Raw genomic sequence first — 17,169 nt, 5'->3', positions numbered from 1 at the left:
CGCGTGGCAAAGGGCTCGAAGAAATTCTGCGCGAGTTGGGCGAGGTCGCCGAGGGTGTGGCTACAACCGAAGCGGTCGTAAATATCGCGACAAAGCACAAAATCTACGCTCCGATCGCTACCGAGGTCGCGCAAATTCTGCGTGGCAAGGACGTAAGAGCGAGCCTGAAGGATCTGCTGCGCAAAAAATAGCCGTACGACGAAATTCTCTCGCTAAATTTTAGTGGCGGATTCGGCTTACATAGGTTTTGATTTAGCCGCTATGCTTGTGGAATTTAGTTGCTGGTTTGCGGATTTTGGTCGTTGTTTGTTTGGATCTGCTTATGCGGCTTTAATTTGAAATTTTGCTTTAAGCTTGAGCGCGAAATTTTAAAGCAAGGTCGTAAAATTTTAAAAAGAGGCTAAAATTTTAAAACATTTAAGGTGGATCGCAGGTAGTTTATAAGCGCTATTGCTTCGTTCTGCTTGCGGTCGCCGGTGCTTGGCAGCGGAGAGTGGAGTAGATTGCTCGTCCGCGACCGGGTAGGTCAAAATTTTTGATGTATCAGATTTAAAAATTAAGGCGTGATATTTTTTCTTTAGACGAGGCGGAAACAAGCCGAATGAAGGAGTGCAATCGTGTGCTTTGGATAGAATTTACGGTAAAATGAGGCGGAAAGGCGTAAATTTTGAAAATATTCAAGACAGATGATGTGTAGTTTTGATAAATTTTTAGTGCTTGCAAAGGAGCGGACTATTCGTCCGCGACTGCAGCAAGTAGTAAAAATTTATCAAAAATCCATAGCGAATGGGGAATTAACAAGATGGAAAAATACGAAGGCTACAATCTCAGGCTACGCGACGCTCTCGTTGGCGTACAGTTTTTATTCGTCGCGTTCGGCGCGCTCGTGCTGGTGCCGATCTTAACGGGGCTTGATACGTCCGTGGCGCTGTTTACCGCGGGCATCGGCACGCTGCTGTTTCAGCTCATCACGCGCAAACACGTCCCGCCGATCTTTCTCGCATCCAGTTTCGCGTTTATCGCGCCGCTTAGCTTTGGCGTGAAAGAGTGGGGCATTGCCGCGACGATGAGCGGGGTGATCGCGGCGGGGCTTTTTTACGTGGTTTTAAGTCTGCTTATTAGGCTCAAAGGCGAGGACTTTTTGCATAAAATTTTACCGCCCGTGGTCGTGGGTCCCGTCATCATGACGATCGGCCTCATCCTCTCGCCAGCGGCCGTAAATATGGTCATGGGCAAGGGCAAAGAGGCGCTCTATACGCAGGGGCAGTCGCTCACTATTGCGCTCATCTCGCTCTCGGCGGTCATCGTCGTTATGATGTTCGGCCGCGGCATGCTGCGCCTAGTGCCGATCCTGTGCGGCATCGCGGCTGGATACTGCACGTCGCTGTTTGTCGGGATAGTGGATTTTACGCCGATTCTAAACGCGCCGTGGTTTGTGCTGCCGCATTTCACCGCGCCGGTTTTCAAATTCGAAGCGGTAATCTACATGGTGCCTATCGCCATCGCACCCGCGATCGAGCACATCGGCGATATGCTCGCGATCAGCAACGTCACGAAGGAAAATTTCCTAAAAAACCCGGGACTTAAAAGCACGCTGCTTGGCGACGGGCTCGCGACGTCGCTAGCAGGCTGCTTCGGCGGCCCGCCAAACACCACCTACTCCGAGGTCACGGGCGCGGTTAGCATCACGAAGGCTTATAATCCCGCTATCATGACCTTTGCCGCGCTTACGGCGATACTGCTAGCCTTCGTGGGTAAGCTCGGCGCCGCGCTCTCTACAATCCCCGCTCCCGTCATCGGCGGCATTATGCTGCTGCTTTTTGGTATCATCGCTAGCGTGGGCATGGAAACGCTCATAAAAAACAGCGTGGATCTGGCCGAGCCGCGCAATATGATCATCGTCGCGCTTATCTTCGTGTGTGCGATCGGCGGCATGGTGCTGGATTTTGGCGCGATGAGCTTTAGCGGCGTGGGGCTTGGCGCGCTCATCGGCATTACGCTAAATTTGGTGCTGCCAAAGACCAAGCATTTTGAGGGGTACTAAGTTAAATTTGCGCGGAAATAGGGCGAGCTAAGGCTCGGCATTTTTTGTGAATTTTGTTTTAATTTAAATTTGAGTGAAAGCGGGGTTAAATTTGCGCAGAGCTTGCATTGTTTCGCGCAAATGCGGGTAAATTTGAGCTTTGGCTTTGCCGTCAAATTTCCCCGCGGCTTTTTGCCGTCAAATTTACCGCACTCTAAATTTTAAAATTTCCCCGCAAACGCTTTTAAATTTCTAACGTTTTAAACTAGCAAGATATATAATTGCCTTATGAAAAAGGCGAATAATCTAAGTAAATTTGATAAAAAGGCGCTAAAGTTGCTCTTTTCGGTACTTTTCGTGCCGCTCTTCGTCTCGCTCGTTTTCATCTATGAGCTATCGGTGTATGACCGCTCGCGCAAGCTACCCGCGGACGCGCAAAAGATCGGCAGCAGTGATTATTATAATATCGGCGGCAAAATTTACCTACGCTCTTGGAATCTCGCTCCCTATGAGCTAGAGGGCGACGCGGATGCGGCGAGCTTTCGCGCGCTTGATACCGGCAGATACTCCTATACAAACGTCGGCATGGACGCTAGTAGCATATTTTGCGGCGCTCGCAAGATGTCGGGACTGGATCCCGCGCGCACGCAAAAGATCGGCTCCCGCTACTACAGCGACGGACGCGTGAGCTACTTCTGCTCGGACGTCACGCAGCGCACGGGCGGCGCAATAAGCTACATTTATAAAGTGTTTTTACATGCGTTCGGGCTCTCAAAATGGCCGCAGGAGTACAACTACCCATACGCTAGACTTGATACTAGCGCGCCTATCTCGCCGCTGACCGAGAGCCCTTACGTCGCCACCGACGGCGAGCGGGTATTTTACAAGGGTAAAATTTTAGCGGGCGCGGATGCAAAAAATCTAAAACAGATAAGGCTAAAAATCATACACGAAGACGGCCCCGATTCGCCCGCGCACTTTCGCCCGCCCGATCGGTGGCTAAGCGACGGACGCAGCGTTTATGCGGACGGCGAGAGGCTAAATTTCACCCCTAGCGAGCAGATGTATCTCGTGGAGCCAAGCTCGGGCATAGAGTTTCTTTATGATCCAAAGGCGGGCGCGGTGCTGATGAACGGCGAGAGATTTGACCCCGCAAACGAGCCCTATACGCCGCTAAATTTTCAGAGCGGACATCAGAAATACATGCTGTTTGCGAGCAAAAACGGCATATTTTATCTAAGCAAAGATAAAATTTTAAATCGACCGCGCGGTAGCGGCGCCGAGGGCTGGCTCAAAGACGCGTTTTGGTACGTGTATTATAAATTTGGAGCAGACGGCAGTAAGCTAAGTGCGCTAAAAAGGGCGGGCGATAACCCGTTTAAAGGCGCCGTGCGGCAGATTTCAGAGAAACTTTTTAAAGACGACGCGGGATTTTATTATCTAAATTTCTATTCGTATAGCGTCTACGTCACGGGTCGCAGCGGCAGGCATCTGGATAAGCGGACAAATTTCATCGAGCTGCGAAAGATCACGCTTGAGGTACATGACGAGGAGGTGATGGCGCAGATAGCAGACGAGGCGGCGCGAAACCCTGAAATGTCGCAGCAGGTCTTTACCGCGCAGGACGTGGAGTACGAAAACGGCGCGGCCTTTTATATGTATTGCCTTGCGGCGGTTTTATTGCTCGGAGCTTGGATTTAAAGCTACCTTAGAAAACGCAGCTTGCGACGCGGCTAAATTTAGCGGCGCGACGGAAGGTAAATTTAGAGCAAGACAAAAATACCGACGTCGTGCTATCCAGCACACCCTTGGCTACGAAAGGTAAATTTTAAGAGCGAGACGGCACGGCGGAGCAGTAAATTTAAGAGTGTTGCGGTTTTCAGCGCAGCAATGCGGTAAATTTATGGGCGCTGCGATTGCGGGTACGACAAGTGTAAGTAAAGAGAGACGGCTCTACCATTATTTTTAAAGCGTTCCATTATGGGCAAGGCATCATGGCGGTGGGATGTGATAAACGGGCCATAAAAGCTACAGGTATTGCATTGTATGTCGGCGCGCAATAATGAGGCGGCGGGAGATAACGGGACTCGGTATAAAGTGGCATAATGAGATGTACAAAGCAAGCTTTGTGGCTTTTGCTTTTTGAGACCTATTTAATTTCGCCGTGCGAGGGTTATTTGAGGCATGGTGAGCTCCACTAAATTTAAAGGCGAAACGGGAAAGACATCGTTTTTGCTTACGACGATGGGCACGCGCTGAAGTACCGCTTTGGCGGCACACTTTGTTTTAAATTTCATAGCGTCTGTTGGCTTAGGCTCGCGCCGTATATAATTTTAGTGGCAAAATGAGCGTAAAATTCCATGCTGTATTTGCACGGAAGCACGCAAACTAAGGTATTGTGTTAGACCTAGCGAGCATCGATGTCGTACCGCTTCGGCAAAATTTCATTTTCAGTATTTTTTGTATCTCATTTGTGCTTATATGCTCTAGTGTTGCTTCGGCAAAATTTTATTTGCTAAACGCGCACTGCCTACTTATCGCCACATTTGTTCGCACTGGGCAATTATTGCTTCGTCTATATCTCCTAAGGCGCGCAGCATTTGAATAGTAAAATCAATAAATGCGTTTCCGTTTGCGGTGATCATTTTACCGTCTACTACGGCTTCGCGACTTGTTTGTATAAAGGCATGCTTATTTTTGTATTTTGGCAAATTAACGATGTCTGCTAGACTATTTGCGGTGTGATGGCAGTCATTTAGCGCTCCTGCCGCCGCTAAGAAATACGCCCCGTCGCAAATACCGCCTACCACCTTGCCTTGTTGTTTAAATTCCTCTATTAAATTAGCAATTTTTGAGGCGTTTTCGCTAGGCAGTTCGCGCCATGAATTTCTAGCGCCGATTAACACGATTGCCGCGGCATCTGGCGAAATTTCATCTATTGTTAAATCAGGTTTTGCGCGTAAAGCTCCGAACGATACTTTCTCGTTTTTATCGGTTGAGGCATAAAGGATGCTATAGTCCGTGAAATGTCGTAGTGCGGGAGCCAGTAGCGAAGCCTCCCAGTCGGCAAAGCCGTCTAAAATAACGATTACTAAAGTTTTCATAAAGTCTCCTTGAATAACCTACACTACTCAGTTCGGTTCGCATATCAAACTAAGCAAAATCGTAGAATTTATAAAATTTTTTATAATTCCGCTTTGGATTTAGAGCGGAATTCTATGATTTTACAAGTACGCGCGATAACATCGCTTTAAAAAGCCCGCTACCTCGGCGTGTGCTAGATCGCTATATCGGCGTTTTGTTCTAGCTCTCGATATAGGTTTTGAGTTTGCGGCCGATTTTTGGGTGTTTTAGCTTTTTGATCGCCGAGCTTTCGATCTGGCGGACGCGCTCGCGGGTGATATTAAGCTCCTTTCCGATCTCTTCAAGCGTGCGGTCGCTCTCGTCGTCAAGCAGTCCGAATCGCATGCGGATCACCGTGCGCTCGCGGTCGTTGAGCTGCTCTAAGATGTCGTCGATCTGCTCTTTTAGGTCGGATTTTAAAATTTGCTCGATCGGTGAAACCGAGCTTTTGTCCTCGACGAAATCGCCGAATTTGCCGTCATCCTCGTTTCCGATCGGCGCTTCTAGACTGATCGGCTCCTTTGTAATTTTGATGACCTGCTTTACCTTATCGACGCTAAGGCCTACTTCTTGCGCGATAACGTTGATATCGGGCTCTTTGCCGCCTTCTTGCATATATTTGCGCGTGATTTTATTAATTCGATTTATCGTCTCGATCATATGGATCGGGATGCGGATCGTGCGAGCTTGATCGGCGATGGCGCGGCTGATCGCCTGGCGGATCCACCACGTCGCGTAGGTCGAAAATTTATAGCCGCGCTTGTATTCAAATTTATCCACCGCCTTCATAAGCCCGATGTTGCCCTCCTGGATGAGGTCTAAAAACGGCAGCCCGCGGTTGGTGTAGCGCTTGGCGATGGAGACAACCAGGCGCAGGTTGGACTTAGCCATGCGCGCCTTTGCGTTATCGCTGATGCGCTTGCCGCGCTTGATCTGCTCTAAAATTTCTTTTAGCCGCTCAGGCTCGAGGTTGAAGCTTTTTTTGCTCGCTTCTTTTGTCAAAAAGAGCTTTTTTATATCGACGTAGGTCGAGACCATCGTAGCTTCCGGCACGCGCGCGATGATGTCGTCTTTGCTAAGCCTCGTGATCTCTTTTAGAATTTTTTTGTGATTTTCGCGCAGTTCGGCGCTAAACATCGGTAGCTTGTACTCTAAGCGCTTGAGCTCCTTTTCAAAGCCCTCGTCGCTTTTTAGCGCGGTCTCCATCGATTTTACGATCTCGGTGATGAGCTTGCTGGTTGGACCCAGATCCATGAGCTTTTCTTTTAAAATTTTCTTTTTAAACGCCAAGTTTAGCTTCGATAAAATTCCCTTGCTCTGCTTAATCGCCTCGGCGTTTTTCTCGGCAAATTTCATCCAATCCTTTTTGGCTTTTTCAAGAGCCTTGAAGCTTTCGATGACCTTTAGAGCGCGCTTATCGTTCTTTTTAGATCGCCTTTGCTTCGCCTCGTCCGCACTTTCCTCATCCTCCTCGTCGTCGTAATCCTCCTCCGATAGTTCCTCTTCGTCCTCCTCTTCACCCTCTTCGTCGCTGTCGTCAAAGCTTTTGAAAAGCTCCTTTACGCGGCGCTCGCGGTTGATGAGCGGCTCTTTATAGTCTAAAATGAAGTCTATTAAGTACGGCACCGAGCAAAACGCGTCGATGATGATATCCTCGCCGAGTTCGATTTTTTTGCTGATCTCGATCTCTTCTTCTTTCGTTAACAGCGGGATCTGTCCCATTTCGCGCAGATACATCCGCACAGGGCTGTCCGAACGGCTCCACTCCAAAAGCTCAACGTCGCTGGATAGATCAAACTCCTCGTCCCAGCCCTCGTCCAGTAGCTTTTTTTGCGTGGCTTCTTTGAGTTTTGCGTCCTCTAAATTTTTGATTTTAGAGATTTCTGCGGCGGAGATCAGCTCGACATCAAATTTTTTCGTAAGCGCTTCGACTTTCTTAACGGCCGTCGCGGTGGGGGCTTTATCGAAAAATTTTATCAGTCTTTCGTAGGTGATGTAGCTTTTTTGATTGTCGTCGAAAAATTGCTCGATGGGGCTTAGGGCGTCTTTTGAGCTCGCCATAAAATCTCCTTGTGTCATTGTGTATTTGGTTTTGGAAAATTAGATTATACCGAAACGCTCTTTATTTTTGCTTATATATGGCGCAAACTATCTAAATTTAATGATTTTTCAAATTCTAGAAATTAGGCTAAATTTTAAAATTTAGGTTATATTTTTAGCTAAATTTAAGATCGCTCTCTAAAATTCCGCGTTCGCAAGACGAAAATTAGCGCGCCGAAATTCCGCTTCCTTTACGCCGTCGCTTTAAAATTTAACGCCTCCAAACTTCCTATCTTTACGCTCTCGCGCTTAAATTTAGCCCCAAATTTTAAGCGAGGAATTCCGCCCTCATATCGGAGCGATTGAGCGGATTTTAATAAATTTGTCGGTAAAATCGCGCATCTATTTTAAAATTTAAGGCGGAAATATGGCAAAAGTATGGAAATTCGGCGATGATATCGACACCGACATTATTATCGCGGCGCGCTACCTAAATACCTCCGACGCAGCTGTGCTTGCGACGCACATCATGGAGGATGCGGATAGGGACTTTTCGTCCAAAATCGCTCGCGGCGACATCATCGTAGCGGGGAAAAATTTTGGCTGCGGTAGCTCGCGCGAGCACGCTCCGATGGCGCTTAAGGCCGCCGGAATTTCATGCGTGATCGCAAAAAACTTCGCTAGGATTTTTTATCGAAACAGCTTCAACACGGGCTTTTTGATCCTCGAATGCGACGAGACGGATAAGATCGCGCAGGGCGACGAGCTTAGCATCGATCTAAAGGGCGGCGTAATTAAAAATTTAACTCAAAAAACTGAGTATAAATTCGGCGCGATACCGGAGTTTATGCAAAAGCTCCTCGATGCGGGCGGAGCGATAAATTACGCAAAAACAAAGATAAACTTGTAAGGAATTTGGATGAAAAAATACGACGTATGCGTGATAAAAGGCGACGGGATCGGCCCCGAGATCATCGAAGAAGCGATCAAGGTGCTCGATGCCGTAAGCCATAAATTTAATTTCGAGCTAAATTTTGACTACCGCTTGATGGGCGGCGCGGCGATCGACATTATGGGCGTTCCGCTTCCGGATGAGACGCTAAATGCCGCTAAATCAAGCGATGCGGTGCTTTTCGGCGCGATCGGCGGCGCGAAATGGGACGGCCTGCCGCGCGAACTGCGCCCCGAAAGCGGGCTACTGAAAATCCGCAAAGAGCTTGGAGCGTTTGCAAATCTGCGTCCCGCGATGATTTTTGATGAGCTGATAAACGCTTCGACGCTAAAGCCGGAGATCATCAAAGGCGTCGATATAATGGTGGTGCGCGAGCTTACGGGTGGGATTTATTTCGGGCAGCCGCGCGTGAAAAACGAAAAGGATGCGCTAAATACGATGTGCTACAACGCCGCCGAGATCGAGCGCGTGGCTAAGGTCGCATTTGAGGCAGCGCTTTTGCGAAACAAAAAGATAACGCTCGTGGATAAGGCCAACGTGCTTGAAACAAGCCAGCTGTGGCGCGAGGTCGTAAGCGAGCTAGCGAAAAATTATGCGGGGATAAATTTGGAGTTTATGTACGTAGATAACGCCGCGATGCAACTCGTGCGGGCACCTGCGCAGTTCGACGTGATTTTGACCGAGAATTTATTCGGCGATATTTTAAGCGATGAGGCGAGCATGATCTGCGGCTCGATCGGACTACTTCCGAGTGCGAGTATCGGCGGCAAGGTAGGCATCTATGAGCCGATCCACGGCAGTGCGCCCGACATCGCGGGACAGGGCATCGCAAACCCGATCGCTACGATCTTAAGCGCTGCGATGATGCTGAAATACGCATTCGGCGAGAATGAAGCCGCAGTGGCGATCGAGCTTGCCGTGCGCGGCGTGCTTCGCGACGGATACCGTACCAAGGATATCGCGCAGTACGACGCCAAAGAAATTTGCTCGACCGCAGAGATCGGCTCGATCATCGCAGATTACGCAAGTAAGGCTTAGGAACCAGCTTTGAATGGCGCGCTAGCATATGCTATGGAGCTTGAGAAAAAAGGCGATATCTACGGCGCAATGCGGATTTGCCGCGGTATTTTACGTGATAATCCGCAAGATGGCGATGCGGCGGTGCTTTTTGCGCGGCTAAATTTAAATCATCGAGTAAGTTCTGGCGTCAATATGGCGATGCTGGAGCGCTTTTTGAGCGTCGATGCGAGCAAACAAGCGGAATTTAAGAGGTGGCTAATTGATGTATGAAAATGAACTAGAAGATATCATCGAAGCAGTAAATGAGATGAAAGCGCAAAAGCGCGCGCAAGATTTGACGGTGCAGCAAGGGAGGGCTGTGAATGCAAACAGCACTGAAGCAGGAACGCAGGATGCTTTAAGCCCCGCTTCTTTTACGCCAGATCCCATTGCACCTGGTGCCTTAAATTCTACATCTGCGCCGGATATCGCTTCATCAAATGCGCAAAATTTCACTTCCTTAGATACTAAAAATTCCACTTCGCGCTTTGTTTCATCGGACGCTTTAAATTCCGCCCTAGATCGTTCAAATTTCATGGCTAGTAAGAGCTCTGCGCCTAGTGGCGCGGAATTTACGGCGGACGCTACTTTAAAAAAATTTGCTGTAAAAGATGAAAATTTTACTTTTTCAGGCGAGGAGAATTTTAAAAATTCTGATCTTACAGGTGGTGAAAATTCCGTGGCCTCCGTCTCTTTGGGTGGAGAAAATTTTATAAATTCCACTTCCACAAGCGGCAAAAATTCCACAAATTCAACCTTTGTAAACGATGAAATTTTAAAAAGCTCCACCGCAAAATTTGACGAAAGATTTCGTGATTTATCGGGCATCGCAGGCGAAATTTACGATAGTCTAGGCAGCGATATGAATGGATTTGTTTCGCCGCAAAGCAGGGACGCAAATATGGCGCAAAGCTCTGCCAAAAGTAAAGATTTTGAATTAGCGCTAAATTCTACGGATGATGACTCCCAAAGCGAGCAAGATTTGACGCCTCGTATTTTAGGTGCGCATTTTAAGGAGCTAAGCAATGACGATTTGGGGTCTGGCTCTGATTTTAAAGAAAACGAAGTTGACGATTATTTCAGCACAGCGCATTCTAAAAAGCAGGATTTAGCGTCGCTTCAAGCTCAAAATTCCGCCGCGCTAAATATCCGCAATGTTGCCGCGCAGCAGCAAAATTTCGTTTCACGGCCGCAGAATTTTACTACGCCTGAGGTGAGAAACGATGAGTTCGCCACGCCGCAGCTTCGTGATTCTGCCGCGCAGGATATGCAAGCTGGAAGTTTTGCCTCTTCTGGTGCTCAAAATTCCGCCCTCCACCAGCCCGAGGAAGCGCGATATCTCGGGGCTGCGAGACAACCTCAAGCGGGCGATAAATCAAAATATCTCGCAAATACAGATTTTAAAATTTCAAGCGAAGCGGAGTTTTTGAGCGCGATAAAAGAGCGAATTTTAGTGCTTTTTGAGGGGTTGAATGCTTTTGAGAAGGGCGATTTGAACGCGCGCGTGGAGCTAAATTTAAAATTTATGGAATTCTTGCTTGCAAGTATCGAAAACCGACTTGAAAATCTATCAAAATGACGATTTCATCGCACTTTTAGATTATCTTAAAAAATTTAGCTCACGCATATATCTGGTAGGCGGCTGCGTGCGCGATCATTTTTTGGGGCGGGCGAGCGCTGATGTGGATGTGGAGCTTTACGATGTGGATCCGCACCGCTTCGAGCAAATTATGCAAGACTTCGGCGCGCAGGGCGTCGGCAAAAGCTACTTCGTTTATAAATATAAAAGCTTCGACATCTCGCTTCCGCGCACCGAGAGTAAGACGGGCATCGGACACAAGGGCTTTAGCGTCGCTTTGGCTACGGACGAACATGAGGCTAGCAGGCGACGCGATTTTACGATCAATGCGATGATGATAGACGCTATAAGCGGCAAAGTGCTCGATTTTTACGGCGGGATTGCGGATCTGCGCGCGCGTATTTTGCGAGTGGTTGATCCGCGCACTTTCGTGGAGGATAGCTTGCGCGTGTATCGCGCAGTGCAGTTTGCCGCGAGATTTGAGTTTCGCGCCGAGCCGCGCACTTTAGAGCTTATGCGCGGCATTGACGTTAGCGATCTTAGTTGCGAGCGCGTTAAAGCAGAGCTGATTAAATTTTTTCGTGCACCCGCGCACCGATATGGGATGATGCTAATGCAAGAGTTGGGGCTTTACGAGCGGGTTTTTGGATTGCAGATTGATCCGCTCGTGCACGAGCGACTGATGCAATTCATAGAGCGTGGCGAATCTTTCGTGAGAAATGAAATGTTTTTTTTATACGCGTTTTTGAATTTTTTAGGATTAGATAAAGATAAAATTTTGAAAAATTTAGGGCTAAATTCCCTTTATAAAAGGCTACTTAGCGAGCCGTTTTTTAAGCGGGTAAGCGACGAGCGACTATGTAAAATCGCTCTAAAAATGCCGCTTAAGCAGTGGCTCGGGCTATATTGTAAAGGTAGGGTGCAAGCATCAAAGCGGCTTGGGATTTGGGATAAGAAATTTAAGAGCTTGATTTGCGCTGCGGATGTCGCTCGCAACCTGCGCGGCGCTGCGATCGGCAAGGAGATTGAGAGGCTGCAAGAAGCGGAGATTAGGGCGTTCGTAGCGGCTTTAAAAGCGTAAATTTAGAGAGATTTTTGTAAAATTGCCGTTTTATTTAGGAGCTAGTTTTATGAAAAAATTCTATCGTCACGACGAAATTTACGCGTTTTGCAAGAATGCTGCGTCTTTGCAAAAGCGCGCTTTTTGCTTTGATCGCAGGCGAAATCTCGTGATTTTTGTTGCGCGAAATTTTATCTTTTGCGATGAGCGAAATTTAAATTTTTGCGGCGTAAAATTTCATAGCAAAAAGCTTAGCTCGGTAGGATTTTATGACGCGGAATTTGACCTATTAAAATTTCATCCGTCGTGCCGCCATACCGAAAAAGCCCACGAGGCGAAGTTTTATGGATCGAGAGAATTTCGCAGATCGCATCACTGCGGTGAGAAATTATATGAGCCGTGCAGCAACGAGACGGAATTTCACGGCTCACATTACAGCGAGATGAAATTTTGCAGATTAGGACATCTTGGCACAAAATCTCACAGCCTGCGTCATATTAAATGCATTAAAGCAAAATTTAGCGAGCCGTATCGCGCGTCCTGTTCTATGGAAGTAGTTGCCTCGCCGCACCACAAAAAAATGCAAGAGCCGTATCGTTGCAAGGAGATATCTGACGTCCTGCAGCGTCGCAAAATCATGAACCTAAATTTTATTTCGCAGAATTTCAAATTACAGAATTTTGCCCATTCAAATTTGCAAGGCTTTACTGCGCGAAATCCCAAGCCGAGTAATTTAGCTTTTCGAAATTCTAAATCTCAAAACCTTGTCTCATGGAATTTTAAATCGCAAAATTGTGCTCATTCAAAATCGGTGATTTTTGATGTTTAATATCGTGTTAGTATATCCGCAGATCCACACAAACACCGGCTCCATCGGGCGCATGTGCGTCAATGCGGGGTGTCCTTTGCATTTGATCAAGCCGCTAGGATTCCTCATCGACGATAAGCATCTGCGCCGCGCGGGGCTTGATTATTGGGCGAACTTGGATCTTAAAATTTGGGAAAATTGGGACGAGTTTATGGCGGCGAACGAGAAATTTAAGCAGCGCTTCTTTTTTGCGACGACGAAGACGAACAAGCTCTACTGCGAGGCGAAATTCAAGCCGGGCGATTTTTTGATTTTCGGCTCGGAGGGGCACGGACTGCCGCTTGAGATCATGCGCACAAAGCGCGAAAACTGTATCACGATCCCGATGAGCGGGGCGGGGCGCAGTTTAAATTTAGCTACCAGCGTGGGTATCGTAACCTACGAAGCGATCCGCCAAAACATCGATAAATTCGACTTTAGGAGCGCGGTTTGCGAGTTTTAGCGCTACTTTTTGCGATGTTTTTCTGCGGCGCGAGTGCGGCGGAGCTGAAAATCGCATCGTTTAACGTGCAAAATTTATTCGATGGCAAGGACGACGGCACGGAGTACGCGGATTTTGAGATCGGGCGCGGCTCATGGAGCGAGCAAAAATATGAGCGCAAGCTGCAAGCGGTAGCGGATGAGATAAGCGCGCTTAATGCCGATATTTTGGGGCTGCAAGAGATCGAAAACGAAGCTGTGCTAAAAGCGCTTGCTCAGAAAGCGGGCTATAAATTCTACGCTTTTTCGCGCGCGCAGACTGCACCTGCGGGCGTGGCGGTGATGTCGCGCATACCGATAAAATTTCAAAAAACCTACCGCCCGATAGAGCTTAAAACACGAGATATTTTGCGCACTGATTTTGCGCTTGGCGGCACTGATTTTAGCTTTTATGTCGTGCATATGCTCTCTGCACGCAATCCGCTTAGCGAGCGCAAGCGCAATTTCGCCTTTTTACGCGAGGTTTTGCAAGGGCACCAACGCGCTATCGTAGCGGGAGATTTTAATACGAATTTCGGGCGAAATTCTTTGCTAAACGAGCTTATCGAGCGCGATGGGTTTAGCGATTTATGGGCGCTACATCCCTGCTCGCAGTTAAAGCATTTTAGCTCTTGTGAGTCTCACGAAAGCGGCGCGGCGCTCGATCATATCTTGCTTAGCGACGATTTTTTTAGTAGCGAATCGGGATATAAAAAGGACAGCTTCGTGGTTGCTAAATCCTCTACCGCTTCCGATCATTTCCCGATTAGCTTTATTCTGACAGACGAAGGTGCTTTAAAATCTATGCCGAGAAAGCAAGAATTTTTAGCTAAAAATACCGCTAGCTCCGCAAAAACCGTCACGATAGAGGAGCTTTACGGGCGCATTATAAGCGAGCCTGTGCTGATAAAAGGCGTAGTCGTGAGCTTTACAAACCGCCACGGCTTTGCGGTCTCCCAAGATGGAAGCGGAGTTTTTGTCTATGGCGGCAGCGGGCTGCAGCTAGGCGATAAACTCGATCTGCTAGTAAAAAAGACGAAATTTTATAAGCAAAGCTTTGAGATAGACGATTTTGAGATCGTAGCTAGAAGCGGCAACGTAGGCTCTATCGCGCCATACGTTTTGCCTAGCGCATCGGTACGGCAGCTGCGCGCAGGAGATGTGATAAGCACGATCAAAGGCGACGTTAAGGACGGCATAATTGATCTAAAAGGCGTGGGCGAGTTTAGAATTTTTCGTAAAAGCGCTCCTATACAAAACGGCAAAAATTTAGAATTTAAAAACGCCTATTTTACGATTTATAAAGGGCAAAAGGAATTTATAGTAGAATGATACACGCCGTTATAACCGCACTTTTCGTGCTTTTTATGATATTTATGATCGTAGGATTTAACCGCGAAATGATGGAGAAAAACGAAAAACGAAATCAACGAAAAAAGGATAAAGATGGAACTACTCATTGAGATTGGGGTCGAGGAGCTGCCTGCGATCCCGTTTTTAAAAGAGCGTGCGAATATCGCGCCAAAATGGCGCGCAGTGCTTGAGGCTAACCGTATAAATAGCGACTTTCGCTTCGAATTTAGCCCGCGTAGATTTGTGCTATTTCACGAGGATTTTCCACAACGCGGCGATGATGCGCAGATCGTAAGCACGGGCGCGCCAAAATCCGTCGCGCTCAAAGACGGCGCGTGGAGCCCTGCGGCGCTAAGTTTTGCTAAAAAATGCGGCATAAGCGAAAGTGAGCTGGAATTTCGACAGATAGGTGGCAAAGAGGTGCTCTACCACGCTGCGGTGCAAAAAGGGCGTGATAGTCGTGAAATCCTAGGCGAAATGATAGAGGAGTTTTTACGATCACTAAATTTTGGACGCGCGATGCGCTGGGGTAGCGGCGAGTTTGAGTTTATCCGTCCGATAAGAAGCATAGCCTGCGTTTTGGGCGGTCAAAACGTAGATTTTGAAATTTATGGCGTGCGAAGCGCAGCTGCATTTTTTCCGCACCGAAAATTTGGCTATGAAGCGATTAAATTTAAAGACGCCGCAGATTATTTCGCACTGCTGGAGCGTAACGGCGTAATTTTAAGCGAGCAAAAAAGAAAAGATAAAATTCTAAGCGAGTTTGCAAAGCTCGAGAAAAAGCATGGCTTTAAGATCGAGGTCGATCCTGCGTTGCTAGATGAAGTAACGGCGATCACCGAGTATCCGACGGCGCTGCTAGGCAGCTTTGAGCGAGATTTTTTAAGCGTACCAAAAGAGGTCATCATCACTTCGATGAAGGAGAATCAGCGCTATTTTCCCGTTTTCGAGGGTAAAAACTTAAGCAATCATTTCGTTGTCGTTAGCAATGTGATCACCGATGATGACGAGCTAGTGATACGCGGCAATGAAAAAGTTTTACGCGCGCGCCTAAGCGATGCTATGTTTTTTTGGAAAAGCGATTTGCAAGTGGAATTTAGCCCTGAAAAACTTAAGCAAATTTCCTATATGCAAGCTCTTGGCTCGGTTTATGATAAGCAGGTGCGCGAGCTAGCTGTAGCAAAGGCACTGAGCGCGGATTATGCTACACAGATTGAGGCGGAGATCGGCAAAAAGAATTTTGCGCAGGATGTGGAAAATGCCGTAATGTTTAGTAAAGCAGATCTTAGCAGCACGATGGTGGGCGAATTTAGCGAGCTTCAAGGCATTATGGGTAGTTACTATGCCGCACACGCTGGACTGGCAGATCATGTATGCCGCGCGATACGCGAGCAATATCTTCCTAGCGGCGAGGATAGCGAGCTGCCAAGCGGTGTATTTAGTAGCGTAATCGCTGTGGCGATGAAATTTGAAACGCTCCTGGGGCTTTTTAGTATCAATAAAGTTCCAAGCGGCAATAAAGATCCGTATGCGCTTCGCCGCGCAGCTACGGGGCTAATTAAAATTTTACTAAATCAAGGATTGAGCTTTGATGCGAATGCGCTGGCGCAAAAGCTGGCGCCAAATTATAAGAAATTTGACATTTCTAAGCTGCTGGATTTTATGAAAGATAGATTATATGGAATTTTTGACGAGATAAATCCGTCCGTGATCAAGGCGTGCATCGCAAGCGGCGAAAACGATCTATTACGACTAAGCAAGGTCATAAAAGCTCTGGGCGAGATCGCAGCAGCAGCGGATTTCGGGGAAAATTTCGCAACTTTTAAGCGCCTAGCCAATATCATCAAGGACGAAAAAATAGGCGCGGTGGACGAAAATCTATTCGAACACGACGCTGAGCGTGCGCTAAATGCGGCATTCAGGGCGATTAAGCTCAACGAAAACGACGTGAGTGGGTATCTGCGCTTGCTATTTGGGCTTAAAGGCGTGATTGATGATTTTTTCGATAACGTAATGATAAACGTCCAGGATGCCGCGATACGCGCAAATCGTATCGCAAATATCGGGCAAATTTATCGCGCGTTTTTGCAGTTTGCCGATATCAAAGAGATAGGATTTTAATCCCACTTAGAACTCATTTGCCCAAGGTTTACGAGAACCTTGGGCAAAATTTTACTGCGCAAAGGAGCGCAAATGCTAATCATCAACGCAAAATTACTAACTAAAAATCTAAAAATCACAAAATCTCTCTCGCAGCTGATTCAGGGCTTTCTTTATCGCTATTTACCGGCTTCGGAGCATGTGGGATACAGGCACGAATCAAGCGGTAAAATTTTTAAACGCACGGTGTTTGATTTTATCTTGCGAGGAGAGGACTTGCGCGTGCGATTTGCTTCATGCGAGCCGGAGTTTGAACGTAAAATCGCGCTAGCAGTGCTAAAAGACGGGCTAAGATTGGGTGAAATTCTATTTACGCAAACTACCGTCGAAGCAAGAAATCATAAAATTTGCGAGAACGAAACTATTGTGCAAGGCTACGTGGCATGCGCAGTAAGCGGGCTTTTGGGGCATAAAGTCTATTTGCAGCCACAAGATAGCAGGCATTTAGAGATGATGAAGACGAATATTTTACAGCGATTTGAAACGATTATGG

At 47.5% G+C, this 17,169-nt stretch carries 15 protein-coding genes and 2 pseudogenes; 14 read left to right on the top strand and 3 right to left on the bottom strand.

Features of this window, described 5'->3' with window-relative positions; all coding sequences use genetic code 11:
* From Q0238_RS08810 to Q0238_RS08800, 3 genes and pseudogenes are all read left to right on the top strand, one after another.
* Nucleotides 1-191: pseudogene (locus Q0238_RS08810) on the top strand (glycerol-3-phosphate dehydrogenase); the annotation flags it as partial.
* 611 nt (nt 192-802) lie between these two features.
* Complete coding sequence (locus tag Q0238_RS08805; RefSeq protein WP_297945209.1) at nt 803-2,044, top strand: uracil-xanthine permease family protein; 1,242 nt, start codon at nt 803-805, stop codon at nt 2,042-2,044.
* Between the two features lie 315 nt (nt 2,045-2,359).
* Entirely contained in the window at nt 2,360-3,724 is a 1,365-nt protein-coding gene (locus Q0238_RS08800) for a DKNYY domain-containing protein (RefSeq protein ID WP_297945206.1), read from the top strand.
* A 452-nt stretch (nt 3,725-4,176) separates the two neighbouring features.
* On the opposite strand, the gene Q0238_RS08795 is transcribed toward Q0238_RS08800, so the two are convergent.
* The 3 genes from Q0238_RS08795 to rpoD form a co-directional block, all read right to left on the bottom strand.
* The gene (locus Q0238_RS08795) at nt 4,177-4,320 is read right to left on the bottom strand and encodes a hypothetical protein (RefSeq protein WP_297945203.1); all 144 of its coding nucleotides are present in this window, start codon (nt 4,318-4,320) and stop codon (nt 4,177-4,179) included.
* A 237-nt stretch (nt 4,321-4,557) separates the two neighbouring features.
* On the bottom strand, nt 4,558-5,127 hold the full coding sequence (locus tag Q0238_RS08790; protein ID WP_297945200.1) for a DJ-1/PfpI family protein: 570 nt from the start codon (nt 5,125-5,127) through the stop codon (nt 4,558-4,560).
* Between the two features lie 199 nt (nt 5,128-5,326).
* Nucleotides 5,327-7,207, bottom strand: a complete 1,881-nt coding sequence (gene rpoD, locus Q0238_RS08785; RefSeq protein WP_297945196.1) for an RNA polymerase sigma factor RpoD — start codon at nt 7,205-7,207, stop codon at nt 5,327-5,329.
* Between the two features lie 406 nt (nt 7,208-7,613).
* Between rpoD and Q0238_RS08780 the strand changes: the two genes are divergently transcribed.
* From Q0238_RS08780 to Q0238_RS08730, 11 genes and pseudogenes are all read left to right on the top strand, one after another.
* On the top strand, nt 7,614-8,096 hold the full coding sequence (locus tag Q0238_RS08780) for a 3-isopropylmalate dehydratase small subunit (RefSeq protein WP_297913507.1): 483 nt from the start codon (nt 7,614-7,616) through the stop codon (nt 8,094-8,096).
* A 9-nt stretch (nt 8,097-8,105) separates the two neighbouring features.
* Nucleotides 8,106-9,176 carry a 3-isopropylmalate dehydrogenase gene (gene leuB, locus Q0238_RS08775; RefSeq protein ID WP_297945193.1) on the top strand — a complete coding sequence of 357 codons (1,071 nt, stop codon included), beginning with the start codon at nt 8,106-8,108 and terminating at the stop codon, nt 9,174-9,176.
* A gap of 9 nt (nt 9,177-9,185) precedes the next feature.
* The gene (locus tag Q0238_RS08770) at nt 9,186-9,428 is read left to right on the top strand and encodes a hypothetical protein (RefSeq protein ID WP_297945189.1); all 243 of its coding nucleotides are present in this window, start codon (nt 9,186-9,188) and stop codon (nt 9,426-9,428) included.
* Nucleotides 9,421-10,776, top strand: coding sequence for a hypothetical protein (locus Q0238_RS08765; protein WP_297945186.1), 1,356 nt, complete (start codon nt 9,421-9,423; stop codon nt 10,774-10,776). The genes Q0238_RS08770 and Q0238_RS08765 overlap by 8 nt, the downstream gene beginning before the upstream one ends.
* On the top strand, nt 10,736-11,857 hold the full coding sequence (locus Q0238_RS08760; RefSeq protein WP_297945184.1) for a CCA tRNA nucleotidyltransferase: 1,122 nt from the start codon (nt 10,736-10,738) through the stop codon (nt 11,855-11,857). Before Q0238_RS08765 ends, Q0238_RS08760 begins: the two co-directional genes overlap by 41 nt.
* A gap of 49 nt (nt 11,858-11,906) precedes the next feature.
* Complete coding sequence (locus tag Q0238_RS08755) at nt 11,907-12,665, top strand: hypothetical protein (protein ID WP_297945181.1); 759 nt, start codon at nt 11,907-11,909, stop codon at nt 12,663-12,665.
* Nucleotides 12,658-13,146, top strand: coding sequence for a tRNA (cytidine(34)-2'-O)-methyltransferase (locus Q0238_RS08750; RefSeq protein ID WP_297945211.1), 489 nt, complete (start codon nt 12,658-12,660; stop codon nt 13,144-13,146). The genes Q0238_RS08755 and Q0238_RS08750 overlap by 8 nt, the downstream gene beginning before the upstream one ends.
* On the top strand, nt 13,134-14,495 hold the full coding sequence (locus tag Q0238_RS08745) for an endonuclease/exonuclease/phosphatase family protein (protein WP_297945178.1): 1,362 nt from the start codon (nt 13,134-13,136) through the stop codon (nt 14,493-14,495). The genes Q0238_RS08750 and Q0238_RS08745 overlap by 13 nt, the downstream gene beginning before the upstream one ends.
* On the top strand, nt 14,492-14,626 hold the full coding sequence (locus Q0238_RS08740) for a hypothetical protein (protein WP_291937682.1): 135 nt from the start codon (nt 14,492-14,494) through the stop codon (nt 14,624-14,626). The genes Q0238_RS08745 and Q0238_RS08740 overlap by 4 nt, the downstream gene beginning before the upstream one ends.
* Nucleotides 14,610-16,637, top strand: a complete 2,028-nt coding sequence (gene glyS, locus Q0238_RS08735; RefSeq protein ID WP_297945175.1) for a glycine--tRNA ligase subunit beta — start codon at nt 14,610-14,612, stop codon at nt 16,635-16,637. Before Q0238_RS08740 ends, glyS begins: the two co-directional genes overlap by 17 nt.
* Before the next feature lie 72 nt (nt 16,638-16,709).
* Nucleotides 16,710-17,169, top strand: a pseudogene (locus tag Q0238_RS08730) (CRISPR-associated protein Cas6); the annotation flags it as partial.

It is taken from the genome of uncultured Campylobacter sp. (assembly GCF_938045775.1).
Taxonomy (GTDB): Bacteria; Campylobacterota; Campylobacteria; order Campylobacterales; family Campylobacteraceae; genus Campylobacter_B.
Note: the sequence above shows the minus strand (reverse complement) of the source record. Positions and strands in the feature narration are given on the sequence as shown.

Coding starts and splice junctions, on each gene's coding strand:
- Q0238_RS08765 (WP_297945186.1), top strand. CDS start 9,421: ATGTATGAAAATGAACTAGAAGATATCATCGAAGCAGTAAATGAGATG.
- Q0238_RS08805 (WP_297945209.1), top strand. CDS start 803: ATGGAAAAATACGAAGGCTACAATCTCAGGCTACGCGACGCTCTCGTT.
- Q0238_RS08790 (WP_297945200.1), bottom strand. CDS start 5,127: ATGAAAACTTTAGTAATCGTTATTTTAGACGGCTTTGCCGACTGGGAG.
- Q0238_RS08755 (WP_297945181.1), top strand. CDS start 11,907: ATGAAAAAATTCTATCGTCACGACGAAATTTACGCGTTTTGCAAGAAT.
- Q0238_RS08750 (WP_297945211.1), top strand. CDS start 12,658: ATGTTTAATATCGTGTTAGTATATCCGCAGATCCACACAAACACCGGC.
- Q0238_RS08795 (WP_297945203.1), bottom strand. CDS start 4,320: ATGAAATTTAAAACAAAGTGTGCCGCCAAAGCGGTACTTCAGCGCGTG.
- rpoD (WP_297945196.1), bottom strand. CDS start 7,207: ATGGCGAGCTCAAAAGACGCCCTAAGCCCCATCGAGCAATTTTTCGAC.
- Q0238_RS08740 (WP_291937682.1), top strand. CDS start 14,492: ATGATACACGCCGTTATAACCGCACTTTTCGTGCTTTTTATGATATTT.
- leuB (WP_297945193.1), top strand. CDS start 8,106: ATGAAAAAATACGACGTATGCGTGATAAAAGGCGACGGGATCGGCCCC.
- Q0238_RS08780 (WP_297913507.1), top strand. CDS start 7,614: ATGGCAAAAGTATGGAAATTCGGCGATGATATCGACACCGACATTATT.
- glyS (WP_297945175.1), top strand. CDS start 14,610: ATGGAACTACTCATTGAGATTGGGGTCGAGGAGCTGCCTGCGATCCCG.